Below are 14841 nucleotides of genomic sequence, written 5' to 3' on the forward strand. Positions count from 1 at the left end.
GTGGATTATCGATCAGTGTGCAGGAACGGAATCGAGCCCCGTCGACTGCACAACGCCTTGAGCACCCGGAGAAGCCATGTAGTCCAGCAGCGCCCTGGCTTCTGCGGGATGCTTCGCCTCGACCGGAATGCCCGCGGCGTAACGCGTGACCGACTGCACCGACTCGGGAATCTTGCCGACGAACGTCGCGCCCTTCACCGGCAGCAATTCGCTGACCTGCTGAAAGCCAATTTCGTATTCGCCATTCGCCACGACCGAGGCAACGGGGATGCGCGGCACCATCTTCGCTTTCGGCTTCACCTGATCCTCGACGCCCAGTCGCTTGAACAACTCGCGCTCGATATAGACGCCGCTCGCGCTATCCGAATACGCGATCGACTTCGCGTTCAGCAGCGTTTGCCTGAGCGCGTCGACGCTGCCGATATCGGGCTTGGGCGCGCCTTCGCGCACGACCATGCCGATGCGTGAATCCGCGAGTTCCACGCGCGAGTCTGCGCGCACCTTACCCTGCTTGATCAGATCGTCGAGCGCATAGCCGACCATGATCACCACGTCCGCCGGCTCGCCGCGCGCGAGCCGTTGGGGAATTGCTTCGGGCGATTTGCCCATGGACGGCCCGAGCGTCGTGTCGAGCGTGTTGCCCGTGCTTGCCGCGAATTTGGGGCCGAGCAGCTTGTAGGCCGCCGTGAAACCGCCGGAGGTCATGACGTGAAGCTCTTCGGCATAGGCGTTGGACGCAAGCACGGCGCTGGCGGCCAGGGTCAGCGCAATCAGTTTGGGCAGAAGCGATTTCATGGTCGTGTCGATGCGATGGCGAGCGAGGGGTGATATAGGGCCTTTGATTATCGACCAACACGCGCGCCTGCGGCTAGCGTCATGACGCAGTCGCCGAAGCGCGTGTGCTACCGTTTCCGATGACTTTTCGCGAATGCAGGCATCGGAATATGTCACTTGTCGCCCTATTTGTGGCTACTTAGGATCAAACCGACTAGTCGCAGTGGGAGCGCCCGGCATAGCCGACGCGGGCCCGGTCCTTACTCTCTCGGCAGGTGCTCAGCATGATCGACCCCAATAAAAGCAGGCGCGCCAGCTTCGCGGTTTTCGCGCTGCTCTATTTCGGCTACTGCATTTCGTATATCGATCGCTCGGCGATCGCGCTCTCGCTCGTGGCGATCGGCAAGGAATTCCATGTGGGTTCGGCGGCGCTTGGCGTCGTCATGAGCACGTTCTATATCAGCTACGCCGCCATGCAGATTCCCGGCGGCTGGATCGCCGATCGTTGGGGCAGCAAGAAGGTGATCGTTGTTTCGGTGGCGTTCTGGTCGGTGTTTACGCTGATGACGGGGCTTGCGTGGTCGCTGGCCTCGCTGATCGCGATCCGTTTTATCTTCGGTCTGGGCGAGGGCGGTTATCCGGGCGCGGCGGTCAAGGGCGTCACCGAATCGGTGGCGCGTGCGGATCGTCCGAAAATGTCCGCGCTGCTGATGTCGTCGAATTATGTCGGCAGCTTTATTGCGCCGCTGGCGATTGCGCCGCTGATCCTGCTGCTGGGCTGGCGGCATGCCTTCGTGGTGGCGGGTTGCGCGGGTCTCGTGTTCGCACTGTTCTATCTGTTCGCGGTAAAAGACACGCACCAGAAGCGCGATTCGACGGGCCGCTCCTCGCGCATCGATGGCGCGGCCACGCGCGCGCTGCTCAAGATGCCGCTAATGTGGAAAATCCTGCTGACCTGGTTCGGCATGGGCATCGTCAACAAGGGGCTCGACGCGTGGATGCCTGCGTATCTGCTCACCGAACGTCATCTCGACCTCAAGGCCGTTGGCATGCTCACGCCGTTGCCCTTCGTCGCGGCGAGCATCTCGACCGCGCTGGGTGGCTGGATTCTCACGCGCTGGTTCGATGGCCGCGAGAAATGGCTGATGGCGGCATGCTGCGCGATTTCCGGCTTCTTCCTCTACGAGATGTACACGGCGCAAACCGTAACGGGCGTGATTGCGTATCAGTCGATCGTCTACTTCTTCAAATCCTTCGTGTTTGCAGGGGTGTTTGCGCTGCCGGCTAAATTCCTGCCGCAAAAACTCATCGGCACGGGGGCGGGGATGGTCAACTTTGGCGGGCAGGTGGCAGGATTCGTTGCGCCCGCAGTCATCGGCGTGCTGGTGTCGGTCACGGGCAATTACAACGCAGTGTTTGGCTTCCTGATCGTGGCGACGGTGTTTGCGCTCTTGACCAGCCTCTCGATCCGTCTCGTGCCGGAAGCCGATGCGGCCGATGCGGCCGATGCGGCCGATTTAGCGGATCCACAACTGGGCGCACCGCGCAAAGCCTGAGCGCTTGATTCGCTGAACAGGCGCTATGATGGAGCATTACGCGTCTTCCCATCGACCCATCATGAGCGCCCGTATTCTTCAGGAAGCCGCCGTCCGTTACTTCCTCGAAGTGGTCAACACCGGTTCTGTCGCCGATGCCGCCACACGTCTGAATGTGGTGCCATCGGCGGTGAGCCGGCAGATTGCGCGGCTGGAGAGCGAACTCGGCACGCCGCTATTTGTGCGGCAATCGCGCGGCATGGTGCCCAGTAAAGCGGGCGAAATGCTTGCCGCCTATGCGCGCCGCTCCCAGCTCGACGCCGAACAGATCTCGCTGGAAATCGACGCGCTGCGCGGCGAAGCCGAACGTACGATCCGCATCGCCTGCACGGAAGGTTTCGCGGCCACCTTTCTGCCGCGCGCCATGGCGGATTTTCGCCGCACCGTTGTGCCCGCATCGTTCGAGGTGGTCGTCGATACGGCTGCAGGCGTGACGCAGCGCGTGCGTGAAGCCGAATGTGACATCGGCCTCACGTTCAGCTTTGGGCCCGAAAAAGACATTCATACGGCGTTTTCCGCGCCTTCACCCATCTTCGCCATCGTCGCGTCGACCCATCCGCTTGCGCAGTCCGCGCAGGTCTCGTTCCGCGAATTGCTGGCGTATCCACTCGCCTTGCCTGGCGTGCATTCGACGCTGCACAAGCTGATCGATATCTATTGCAGCCGCGAGGGCGTGGCCTGCAAGAGCGTGCTGAGCAGCGCCACACTGGAAACCCTGCTGGGTTTTACGCTTGCAAGCGATGCCGTGACTTTCAGCGGCGAACTGTTCGTGCGCCCGCGCCTGGCGTCCGGCGAACTGGTTGCGCTTCCTGTGCCGGAACTCACGACAAGCGAACGCGCTGTCGAAATTCAGACGCTCGCGCGGCGCGCCTTGCCGCCGCTGCTGCAGTCGTTTATCGAACGCTTGAGCGCCGAGCTTTCACCGACTGAATCGCGCTGATTAAAGCGGTGAGCAAAAGTGAATTCACGTTTCGATAATCATCACTAGTCGCGGCTTTTCTCGTCGTCTACATTGGGCGCACATGTTGCCTGTTTGATGCTTAAAGGACTGCCCGATGAACGACCGTCACGAACTCACCCGTCATAGTGCCGTTGCGTTGCGCACGCTATTGCAGGCGCGCGAAATCTCCGCTGTCGAATTGCTTGATGCCTGCATCGCGCGAATCGAAACGCTCAATCCGTATGTCAACGCCATCACGGCGACGAGTTTCGAACGGGCGCGTCTTGAAGCGCGCGCCGCCGACGCCGCACTGGCACGCGGCGATGCCGTGGGCGTCTTGCACGGCTTGCCCATCGGCATCAAGGACCTGGAAGAGACTGAAGGTCTGCTGACCACGTATGGCTCGCCGCTTTACCGCGCGAACGTACCGTCGCAGGACAATACGCTGGTGCGCCGCCTGCGCGCAGCGGGCGCGATTGTCGTCGGTAAAACCAATGTGCCGGAAATGGGCGCGGGCGCGAACAGCTTCAATCCCGTGTGGGGCGCGACCGGCAATCCGTTCGATCCGCGTTTGAATGCGGGCGGCTCGTCGGGCGGCTCGGCTGCGGCGCTTGCGCTCGATATGGTGCCGCTCGCCAGCGGCTCGGACACGGGCGGCTCGCTGCGCATTCCGGCGGCCAAATGCGGCGTGGTGGGGTTGCGCACGTCGCCGGGACTCGTGCCGAGCGATCGCAAGCCGCTAGGCTGGACGCCGATTGCCGTGGTGGGACCGATGGGCCGCAACGTTGAAGACACCTGGCTGCAACTCGCGGCAACGGTGGGGCAATCGGGCAGCGATCCGCTGGGCTATCCGTTCGCCATGAACGCGACGATGGATGGCCGCGCGTCCACGGATCTGTCGAAACTGCGCGTTGGCTATACGGAAGATTTCGGCGTTTGCGAAGTCGACAACGATATTCGCGCCGTGTTTCGCCGCAAGATCGATTTTCTGCGCGGCCAGGTGGCGGTCTGCGAGCCGATCGAAGTGGACTTCGCCGGCGCACACGAATGCTTCGATGTGCTGCGCGCCGAAGCCTTCGTCGCGGGCCTGCAAAAAGCCTATGAAACCGACCCCGATCTGCTCGGGCCGAATCCGCGCGCAAACTACGAAATGGGCATCAACCTGGGCCTCGCCGATTGCGTGCGCGCCCATGCCGACCAGACGCGCCTGTTCCGCCGTTTCCAGACGCTGTTCGACCGCTACGACGTGATTCTTTCGCCCACCACGCCGGTTTCGCCGTTCCCGTGGACGCAGCCGTATCTGAAATCCGTGAATGGCGTAGCGCTGGAAAATTACTATCGCTGGCTGTCGCTCACCTATGTGGTGACGCTGGCGACGAATCCGGCCTTGTCGCTGCCGTGCGGCGTCGATCATCGCGGCATGCCGTTCGGCTTGCAGATGATCGGCGCGTTCCGTGGCGATCTTGCGCTGCTCGACGCGGCACGCGCGTTCGAAACGCTGTTCGAGTCGTCGGACGAAACGCGCCGCCCGATTCCCGATGTCGCGAAACTGCGCGCATCGAATGTGGATCTCAAGTCCATCGTCACGCATCCGCCCGTGCTCGATGCCGTGGCGTCTCCCCATACTTCCGCATCCGCTGTCTGATCAGAAAATGACCGATTCCCTCTACGGCAAGCCGCTCGAAACGTGGCTGCACGACTATCCGCTTCTGCGTGCGCTGATGGCGCTCGAACCCGTCGAGTGGTTCAACCCGGCCGTCGCGCCGTTGCACGTAGCGCTCAACGACATTGCGCTCGACGCGTCGGATATCGCCGATGCCAGCGCGCGCCTGCAACGCTTTGCGCCGCTGCTCGCCGAGTCCTTCGCCGATGTGCGCGAGGCGGGCGGCATCATCGAATCGCCGCTGACCGAAGTCCCCGCGTTCGCCGCTGCGGTGAGCCAACGCTACGACGCAGCAACGCCACCACGCCTGCTGCTCAAGCAGGACAGCCATCTGCCGATCTCCGGCTCGATCAAGGCGCGCGGCGGCATTTATGAAGTGCTTTTTCACGCGGAGCAACTGGCGCTGCGCCACGGCCTGCTCAAAGAGGGCGACGATTATCGCGTGCTGGCCAGCGACGCGTGCCGCGCGCTGTTTCGCGAGCACAGCATCGCAGTGGGATCGACGGGCAATCTGGGCATGTCGATTGGCATTGCGAGCGCGACGCTGGGTTTCACCACGACCGTGCATATGTCCGCCGACGCGCGCCAATGGAAGAAGGACCGCCTGCGCGCGCACGGTGTGACGGTGGTGGAGTACGCGGGCGACTACGGCGAAGCGATCGAAAGCGGGCGACGTCTGGCCCAAAACGATCCGAAGTGTCATTTCGTCGACGATGAAAACTCGACGACGCTGTTCCTTGGCTATGCGGTTGCGGGCGAACGTCTCAAGCGTCAGCTTGACGCCGCAAATGTTCGTGTGGACGCGCAGCATCCCTTGTTTGTGTATCTGCCGTGCGGCGTGGGCGGCGGTCCTGGCGGCGTAGCATTCGGCTTGAAGCTGGCATTCGGCGACGCGGTGCGCTGCATTTTTGCGGAGCCCACGCACTCGCCGTGCATGCTGATGGGCGTGCTGACCGGATTGCACGAACAACTCGCTGTGCAGGACTTCGGCATCGATAACTTCACGGCCGCCGACGGCCTGGCGGTGGGGCGTCCCTCCGGTTTCGTGGGGCGCGCAATGCAACGCATGATCGACGGCTATTACACGGTTGAGGATGGCGAACTTTATGCGCTGCTTGCGCTGATGGCGCAAACGCAGGATATCCGTCTGGAGCCGTCAGCGCTGGCGGGCGCGCCGGGCTTCGCGCGCGTCACGAAAGAGCAGCAGGGCTATCGCACGCGCATGAATCTCGACGATGCGGCCATGCGCCACGCCACCCATATCATCTGGGCGACGGGCGGGGGCATGGTGCCGCAAGCGGAAATGAGTGCGTATCTGGAAGCGGGCAGGCAAGCGCTGGCGAAAGCCTGATCGCGCTTGCACGCCCCAGGTGGATCAGGCCGAAAACACCGCCACCGCGCCTTGCAGACGCATCGCCTGTTCGTCGAGCGCATGCGCGGCAGCGGCGGCCTCTTCCACGAGCGCCGCGTTTTGCTGCGTCACCTGATCCATCTGCGAAATGGCCTGATTGACCTGTTCGAGACCGCGGCTCTGCTCGTTTGAGGCCTGCGCAATGGCCTCGAATACCTGTTTTGCCGAAGCGATATCGGCGCGCAGACGCACCATGGTCGCGCCGACATCATGCGCGCGCGTCACGCCGCCTGAAATCGACGCCGTCGAATGCTCGATCAGTTCCTTGATCTCCTTCGCGGCCGTGGAGGAGCGCTGCGCGAGCGAGCGCACTTCCGACGCGACCACCGCAAAGCCGCGTCCTTCCGTGCCCGCTCGCGCCGCTTCCACGGCGGCGTTCAGCGCGAGGATATTGGTCTGGAACGCGATGCCTTCGATGATCGCCGTGATGGACGCGATCTTCTCCGCGCTGCCGGACGCCTCGTTCATCGTCTCGATCATTTGCGCCGACATGGTGTTGCCGGCATTCACGGCGTCCATCGCGCGCACGATCACCTCGCAGGCGTGGCGCGCGTTGTCGGCATTCTGGCGCACGGCTTCGGTCAGTTCGTGTGTGGTCGCGGACGTTTCTTCGAGTGCGGCGGCCTGCTGCTCGGTGCGTGAAGAAAGATCCGTATTGCCCGCCGCGATCTGCGCGGCGCCCACCTTGACGGCTTCCACGCCATGCGTGACCGAGCCGACGATGGTTTGCAACGACGTCTGCATTGCGTCCATGGCGGCCAGCAGGCGGCCGGTTTCATCGGTGCGGTCGCGCTCGATGCGGCTGTCCAGACGGCCCGCAGCGATGGCCTGCGCGGTTTCGACGGCGCGCGCGAGCGGATCGCGAATCGCGCCCACCAGCCAGCGGCCGGCCAGCGCCGCGCACAACACGGCCAGCGCTGCTGCAAGCGCGACGCTCGCGTAGATCGTGTGACGCAGCGAAGCGAGATCAGCGGTGCGCGTATCGATGCGCTCGCGCTCGGCCTTATCGAGCGCATCGACGGCGGAAATCATGTCGCCTGTGCCCAGAAAACTGCCGAAACCCTCGGTGAGCGCGCTCAACTGCGCGATGGTGGCGCTGCCCTCGTTGACGTGCGTGCGCATCGACAGCATCGGATCGACGACTTTCGCTTCCCACGCGTCGTACTGCGCGACCGCCGTATCGACGAGTTGATTGCGCGCGGTGTCGCTGGCGTCGAGCGCCTTGATGGCGTCCATGCGCTTGCGGAAGTCGCCGATGTGATCGACTTTCCACTTCAGGTGACCGGGCTGGCCGTCGAGGTTATAGGCCAACACCGCCCAGATGATGTTGAGGTAATCGGCGCTCGCGTCCTTGACGAGCAGTTGCGCCTGCACGGATACGGCGTTTTGCTGCTGCTTCTGGTCGATGGCGTTGAGGCCGTACCAGCACACGGCCGAACTCACGAGAAAGACTGCGATGACGACGCAGAACGCCGTGGTCAACTTCTTGCCGATCGAGAGGTTCTGCATCTGGTTCTGCACCTTCATGGTCACGTCGAAATCGTGGAAATGCCACGCGCATCCGCCCTGCGGGATTGTGGTTGTAATACGGTATACCAACATAATGATGCGGACAAGCGCAATTGGTATATGGAATACCACTATGGTCGGGGGAGGGATTTGGAGGGATTTGTCGTCCGAAAGGACGGTCATGACGGAATGGGGGAGCCACGGTAAGTCGCAACCCAGGCACGAACAATGCGCCTTGCATACCCCTGGCTGCTCTCTACAATAAAGATCGACACGCAGTTTTCGCATTGGCAGCGCTTTCCGGTATTCATCCGATCCGTTCTCCGCACGCCTTTTCCCTTCCCGCCACCCTTTCGCTGTCAAGTGCTGCCCGGCGCTACCCATTTGCGGTAGCCGGCCTTGATCGACCGTGTCCAACGGAGGCAATGATGAGCTACCACCTTGAAGGCCGTCTGCTAGAGGTTTGCAACTGTCGCGTGCTGTGTCCCTGCTGGATCGGCGAAGATCCCGATTTCGGCACTTGCCAGTCCATCGTTTCATGGCACTTCGACAAGGGCACGATCGACGGCGTGGATGTCGCGGGCAACACGCTCGCCGCCGTTTGCCAGATCCCCGGCAACGTCCTGAAAGGCGACTGGTCGGTGGCGATCTACCTCAGCGACCACGCCACCGATGAACAGGAGGCGGCGCTTCTCAAGGTCTACACAGGGCAGGCGGGCGGCCCGGTCGCCGATCTCGCCAAGTTGATCGGCAATGTGGTTTCAGTCGAGCGCGCGCCGATCCAGTTCGATGTCAATGGCGGCAAAGGCACGCTCAAGATCGGCCAGGACTACCACGCCGATCTTGAGCCGTACACGGGACCCAATGGCGCGACCACGACCTTGACCGACACCGTGTTTTCCACGGTTCCCGGCGCGCCGGTGTTTGTCGGCAAGGCGCCGGTCTATCGCGCGATGAACAAGGCACTGGGCATCGACGTGAGCCTGAAGGATCACAACGCGCTGCAGAGCACGTTCCGCTTCGACGCCTGACGCGGCTCGCTCGCTTGTACTGGCGACGCACGAGTCGACCATGCCTGCTGCCGCGCGTCATCGGCGCATCTTCGTGCCCGTGCTCGGCGCTATGGTGCTGCTCGCGTGGATCACCTTGTGGCTGTGGGCGCGCAGTCCCTACGGGCGTTATCTGGATCATGGCGACGCGCTGTCGTCGGGGCCGGGCGCGGGCTTGTGCCGCGCCATTCCTGGTGGATCGCCGGTTCTGCAGGTGCTGCTCTACGCGCTCTCATGGACGCTCATGATCATGGCGATGATGCTGCCCACCACGCTTTCGCTCTTTAGCGTGGTCGAGCGCATCGTCACCGGGCGGCCCGATCGATTGCGTCTGCTGTGGTTGCTGTTTGTCGGCTATGTCGCGGTGTGGAGCGCATTCGGTTTGCTCGCGCATGGGTTGCACACGCTGCTGCTGGACGGCATCGCGCGGGTGCCCGCGATGATCGGCTATGGATGGTTGATCGGCGCGGCGACGCTGGCGCTGGCGGGCGCGTTCCAGTTCAGCAAACTCAAGTACCGATGCTTGGAGCAATGCCGCACGCCGTTGAGTTTCGTGATCGGCCATTGGCGTGGCCGCGCGCCGGGTCGTGAGGCGTTCGTTCTGGGCCTGCGCCATGGGCTCCTTTGCGTTGGATGCTGCTGGGCGCTGATGCTGCTGATGTTCGTCGTCGGTGCGGGCAGTCTCGGCTGGATGCTGGTGCTCGCGTGCGTGATGGCCGTCGAGAAAAATATCGCGTGGGGACGGCGCTTGAGCGCGCCGCTAGGCGCAGCTTTGCTGGTGTGGTCCGCTCTGCTGGTTGCAACTCACGCCTGATTCGCTTGCGAGTCCGAATGAATGCGCGTACGGATCGTTTGCCGCCGCCCGTCGCCCGCACGGTGCTGCTTACATGCATAGCAATGGTGGCGTTCGCGTCCAATTCGTTGCTATGCCGGCTGGCCTTGCAGCATGCGAGCATTGATGCGGCGAGTTTCGCCAGCATCCGGCTGGTGTGCGGCGCGGCCATGTTGAGCATGCTCGTGCGTCTGGGTCATGGCCGTGCGCAGCAGCCGAAGGCGGACTGGCTCGCGGCAACGATGCTGTTCGCCTATGTCGCGTTCTTCTCGTTCGCCTACCTGAGCGTGAGTGCGGCGACGGGCGCGTTGATCCTGTTCGGCGCGGTCCAGTTGACGATGTTCGCGTCGGGCCTGCGCGCGGGCGAGCAGTTCGCGCCGCTTGCATGGCTCGGTCTCGCGCTGGCGCTCGCGGGACTGCTCTATCTGGTTTCGCCCGGCCTCACCGCGCCGCAACCGTGGGGCGCGGTCCTGATGAGCGCGGCGGGCGTCGCATGGGGCGTTTACTCATTGCGCGGGCGAGGCGTCGCCGATCCGCTGGCGGCCACGGCGGCCAACTTCCTGCGTGCCGCTCCGATGGCGTTGATCCTGAGCCTGCTGTTGCATGGCCGCTTTCACGTCGCGCCAGCCGGCATTGCGCTGGCGATGACATCGGGCGCGCTGACGTCGGGCATCGGCTACGTGATCTGGTATGCGGCGCTCAAGGGCCTCTCCGCGATGCGCGCCGCGACCGTACAACTCTCGGTGCCGCCGATCGCGGCGTTCGGGGCCGTGGCGTTTTTGTCGGAAGGGATTTCCATGCGGCTGGTGAGTGCGTCGATCGCGATTCTTGGCGGCATTGCACTTGCGCTGGCGGGGCGAATGCAGGTTGAGCGCGTTCTGCCCGCTTCCGTTGAGGAGCACAAGCGCGGGCATTAGGCTATGGATCGCCGAGACAGCCCAGCGCACCCGCAACCCCGCATCGCCTGCTTTGCCACTCGCCTTTAAATGTGTTCACGATTTATGATGGCCGGATTGGCTCTGTCCCCACTGAGCGTAGGCGCGTTCCCACGAATTCGAGGAGAAGCGTTACGCTTGAGAGTACGACGCCGAACCCCATTTATCTTTCGTGAACCAGCGAATCCGTCCCCCTTTGCCCCCGGCATGGCCATTTCCGCCGAGTCGCGACGTTACCGGTCGCGCCTTTGGCGATCTCGTTGCGCTGCAATATCGCGGCGCGAACGTGTGGCTCTGGAAGTGCCGCTGCGGTTCGCATCTGAGCGCAACGCTCGCCGAGGTGGAGAGCGGGCAGACGCGCGATTGCGGCTGCGGTGAGCAGCGCCGCGTCTGGCGCTCGCGGCCCGGCTCGCCGTCGCTCAAGGGCGGGGAAGTCTTCGGCCAGTTGACGACCGAACGCTACGCCGGCGATGGGCTGTGGGTGTGCCGCTGCGAATGCGGCAATGAAGTGAGCGTGAGCGCCGGACGCCTGCGTCTCGGCCAGGCGCGTTCGTGCGGGCGCTGCTTTGGCGCTTCTAACGGCGCTTCTAATGGCACTCCGAACGCTTCGACAAGCTAGACCGCTTCGTCCACGCAGGCGTCGGCGCGCGATTGCAGCCAGTCCGCAAGCGCTTCGTGCGGCAACGGTCTCGCATAGAGAAAGCCCTGCAATTCGTCGCAGCCAATCCGCCTGAGCGCCTCGGCCTCGTGTGCCTGCTCGACGCCTTCGGCCACCACCCGCAAACCCAGTTCGTGGCCAAGTTCGACGATGGCGCGGATCACCGCCAGATCGGCGCTGGCTTCCAGCCGGCCATTCACAAAAGCGCGATCGATCTTGAGCCGGTCGAGCGGAAAGCGATGCAGATAGCTCAGGCTCGAATAGCCCGTGCCGAAATCATCGAGCGACAGCTTGACACCTAGCGCGCGAATCTCGTTGACCACGCCCAGATAGCGGTCGACGCTCTCCATCAGCACCGTTTCCGTGATTTCGAGTTCGAGACTGCCCGCTTCGACGCGATGGGCCGCGAGGCTGTCGCGCAGTCGGTTCACCAGTTGCGCATCGTCGCGCAATTGCACCACCGAAAGATTGATCGACACGCGTATTTCTGGCAGTCCCGCCGCGCGCCAGCGCGCGATCTGGCGGCACGCTTCGTCGATCACCCACGCGCCAATCGGCACAATGAGCCGCGTGTCTTCCGCGATCGGAATGAAGTCCGCTGGCGGCACCGGTCCCAGATGCGGATGCTGCCAGCGCAGCAGCGCTTCCACGCTCATCAGTTCGCCGCTCGCGGCATGCACGCAGGGCTGATACGCGAGCCATAGCTCGTCGCGCTCGATCGCCGTGCGCAGATGCGTTTCCAGTTCCAGCCGATGGCGCGTGCTTTCCGCCATTTCGCGCGAGAAGAATTTGACCAGATTACGCCCGGCCGATTTCGCGCGATACATGGCGGCATCGGCGTTCTGCATCAGCGTTTCGATATCGTCGCCGTCGTCGGGATACAGCGCGATGCCGATGCTGCACGCCACCTGCAAGGTACTGCCGCCGATCATGTGCGGTTCGCGCATCAGCGGCAGAAGGCGCTCGTCGATCAAGCGCGCGACATCGCTGGCTTCGCCCGCATCGCCGAGCAGCACTGTGAATTCGTCGCCGCCCAGACGGCTGACCGTATCGCCCGCCCGCACCGATTGCAGCAGCCGCCGCGAAACCGAGCGCAGCAGGCCGTCGCCCGCGTGGTGGCCGAAGGTGTCGTTGATGTCCTTGAAGCGATCGAGGTCGATAAAGAGCACGGCAACGCGCCCGCGCGTGAGCCGCGCCTGTTCGATGGCGCCGCCCACGCGCTTCGTGAAGAGCGCGCGATTGGGCAGTTCGGTGAGCACGTCGTGCTCGGCGAGGAACTGGATGCGCGCTTCGCTTTTCTTGCGGTCGGTGATGTCGATCAGCGTGCAGATGTAGTGCGAGACGTTGCCGCGCTTGTCGCGCACGGCGCTGATCATGAGCCACGCGGGATAGTCGCCGCCCGCGCGTCGGCGCACCACGGCTTCGCCGTTCCAGACACTGGCGATATCGACCAGCGCAGTCAGTTGGGCCATCAACGGTTCGCCGTTGCCGCTGGCGACGATGAATTGCGGCAGCTTCCCGCTGATGATGCCCGCGCGATACCCGGTTGCGCGATAGAACGAGGCGTTGGCGGTCAACAGGCGGCGCTCGCTGTCGAGAATGAGGATGGCTTCCGACGACGCCTCGAACACCTTGGCCCACAGTTCCAGACGCTGCTCCATCAGTTTGATCTGGTTGATCGGCGTGAAGGCGGTGAGTACGGCGTCGCGGCCCTGGAAAGTGAGGCGGCGCGCGGAGAGCATGGCCCACGTCGGTTCGACGCTGGCCATCCAGCGCACTTCGAATTCGTCGATGGCGCCGCGATCCGAAAGCTGCTGGAAAAAGCGCGCCCGCACCGCCGAATCGAGTCCGTATGCCCACGGGTCGGACGTGCAGCCATTGAGCCAGTACAGCGCGGGATGGTTGGCGTGCAGCACTTCGTGGCCCGGCACGGCCGTGACCATCATCGGCACCGGCGTGGCTTCCACCAGCGCGTGCTGGGCTTCCGAGGCGCGCGCCGTGGCGGCGAGCTCCTTTTGTACGTCGCGTTCGTGATCGAGCTGCGCCAGCATGTCGTTGAAGCCGCTCACGAGCTGGCCGATTTCATCCTGGCTGTGCCACGTTGCGCGTTGGCGGTGATCGCCCGTGCGCCGCACGGTATCCATCACGCGTGCGAGATGACGCAGTGGCCGCGAGATCTGCTGCGCGACCAGATAGACCATCGAGAGAATGCCGCACAGCAGGAACAGGGCCGTGCCCAGATGCAGCCACATGCGCGAAAAGAGGCCGCTCACGCGTGTTTGCAGCAGTGTGTCGAGTTCCGCGCCGGTGGCGCGCCAGGCATCGCCCACGCGCGCGACCAACGCCTGTTGGGCCGCATCTGCCGCCGCGCGCGTGGCATCGTCCGCGCCACCGTTGGCGACCGCAAGACGCGCCGCGCCACGATACGTTTCGATTGCAGCAAGCAATTGCGCGACCGGCATGGCGAGTGCCAGCTTCACGTCTTCGTTCGCCGCGCCCGCTTCGGCGAAGTCGGAGCGTAGCCCTTGCGCAACGGCGTCGAGCTGGCCTTCGAGTACGAGATAGCGCGTGCTCAGTTCGCGCTGTTGCTGCGCATCGCGGCTGCCCTCGTGCAGACGATGGCCGATGCCGTCCACGGCGTCGAGGAGGGCGGGGTAGCGCAGGATCGACAGCGACATCGAGTAATAGCTGTCGAGATCCGGATCGAGAATGAGGTTCGACTGATTACCCACGCGCGTGATCAGATCGCGGCAGGCTTCGAGCGCATCGCGCACGGCGGTGGATTGCGCCGCGCGCGGTGCATGCGAGAGCGCATCGAGCGCGCTGCGCAAGCGTGTATTCAACTCGCCGCTTTGCATGTTGGCGCCGTATTGCTGCTCGGCGCGGGCGAGCGCAGTGCGGGTCTGCTCGATGTGCTTCGTGTCGAAACTGCCGCCCGCGCCGCGCAGGGCGACATCGACCAGCGTTTCGCGCACCGTCGCCAGATAGGTATTGCCGATGATTTCCTTTTGCGAGAAATCGATCGAAATATATTTTTCGTGAATCAGGATGCTGCTGATATAGACGACCGCGCTCAGATCGAGCAGATAGATCAGCAGCAGCTTGCGGCCCACGCGCAAGCGCCCGAGCAGTCGGATAAACGGATTGTGCTTCATCGCATGCGCCAGGATGACACGAAGGGTTACGCCGCATTCTGAACGGTAAATCGACGTGGCCAATATCAGTGCCACGTTTTAGAGCGCGGCTTACTACTGCGTAACGGCAAGGCTGTGCGCGTGCTTGAGCGGGATAGTTTCAATTCACCGTGCTGGCGTGCAGATTCTTCACGTTGGTGCGGTGGCGCACTGACATGGCGCGACTTCGAAGTGCAAGCGCGAACCTGATCCGTTGCTTGCGCAACAAGCTGTCATGACTTGCCGTGCGGGCAGGCATCGCGCCCAATCGTTGCGCATGCATTAATCTTTCACATAACTTT

At 63.4% G+C, this 14841-nt stretch carries 11 protein-coding genes; 8 read left to right on the forward strand and 3 right to left on the reverse strand.

Annotated features, from left to right (window positions below; genetic code table 11):
- Positions 1–12: 12 nt before the first annotated feature.
- Positions 13–795 (reverse strand): substrate-binding domain-containing protein, encoded by a 783-nt coding sequence (locus tag F3J17_RS10230; protein WP_167057000.1) that lies wholly within the window; start codon positions 793–795, stop codon positions 13–15.
- A 263-nt stretch (positions 796–1058) separates the two neighbouring features.
- Between F3J17_RS10230 and F3J17_RS10235 the strand changes: the two genes are divergently transcribed.
- The 4 genes from F3J17_RS10235 (at position 1059) to dsdA (ending at position 6323) form a co-directional block, all read left to right on the forward strand.
- Positions 1059–2330, forward strand: a complete 1272-nt coding sequence (locus F3J17_RS10235) for an MFS transporter (RefSeq protein WP_240160890.1) — start codon at positions 1059–1061, stop codon at positions 2328–2330.
- Positions 2331–2391: 61 nt separating this feature from the next.
- Entirely contained in the window at positions 2392–3309 is a 918-nt protein-coding gene (locus tag F3J17_RS10240) for a LysR family transcriptional regulator (protein WP_240160891.1), read from the forward strand.
- Positions 3310–3424: 115 nt separating this feature from the next.
- Complete coding sequence (locus F3J17_RS10245) at positions 3425–4954, forward strand: amidase family protein (RefSeq protein ID WP_167057006.1); 1530 nt, start codon at positions 3425–3427, stop codon at positions 4952–4954.
- A gap of 7 nt (positions 4955–4961) precedes the next feature.
- Positions 4962–6323, forward strand: a complete 1362-nt coding sequence (gene dsdA, locus F3J17_RS10250) for a D-serine ammonia-lyase (RefSeq protein WP_167057011.1) — start codon at positions 4962–4964, stop codon at positions 6321–6323.
- 24 nt (positions 6324–6347) lie between these two features.
- Here the strand turns inward: dsdA and F3J17_RS10255 are convergent, their stop codons facing one another.
- Complete coding sequence (locus F3J17_RS10255; protein WP_240160920.1) at positions 6348–7910, reverse strand: methyl-accepting chemotaxis protein; 1563 nt, start codon at positions 7908–7910, stop codon at positions 6348–6350.
- Positions 7911–8320: 410 nt separating this feature from the next.
- Here F3J17_RS10255 and F3J17_RS10260 point away from each other — a divergent pair, with 410 nt between their 5' ends.
- The 4 genes from F3J17_RS10260 to F3J17_RS10275 all read left to right on the forward strand — a co-directional run bounded on the left by F3J17_RS10260 (position 8321) and on the right by F3J17_RS10275 (position 11327).
- Entirely contained in the window at positions 8321–8923 is a 603-nt protein-coding gene (locus tag F3J17_RS10260; RefSeq protein WP_167057017.1) for a DUF1326 domain-containing protein, read from the forward strand.
- A 40-nt stretch (positions 8924–8963) separates the two neighbouring features.
- On the forward strand, positions 8964–9755 hold the full coding sequence (locus tag F3J17_RS10265; RefSeq protein ID WP_167057020.1) for a DUF2182 domain-containing protein: 792 nt from the start codon (positions 8964–8966) through the stop codon (positions 9753–9755).
- Between the two features lie 17 nt (positions 9756–9772).
- Entirely contained in the window at positions 9773–10690 is a 918-nt protein-coding gene (locus F3J17_RS10270; RefSeq protein ID WP_167057023.1) for a DMT family transporter, read from the forward strand.
- A gap of 190 nt (positions 10691–10880) precedes the next feature.
- The gene (locus F3J17_RS10275) at positions 10881–11327 is read left to right on the forward strand and encodes a hypothetical protein (RefSeq protein WP_205194721.1); all 447 of its coding nucleotides are present in this window, start codon (positions 10881–10883) and stop codon (positions 11325–11327) included.
- On the opposite strand, the gene F3J17_RS10280 is transcribed toward F3J17_RS10275, so the two are convergent.
- Complete coding sequence (locus tag F3J17_RS10280) at positions 11324–14521, reverse strand: EAL domain-containing protein (protein WP_167057029.1); 3198 nt, start codon at positions 14519–14521, stop codon at positions 11324–11326. The genes F3J17_RS10275 and F3J17_RS10280 overlap by 4 nt on opposite strands.
- Positions 14522–14841 lie beyond the last annotated feature (320 nt).

The organism is Burkholderia sp. Ax-1719 (assembly GCF_011753055.1).
Classification (GTDB): Bacteria; Pseudomonadota; Gammaproteobacteria; order Burkholderiales; family Burkholderiaceae; genus Paraburkholderia.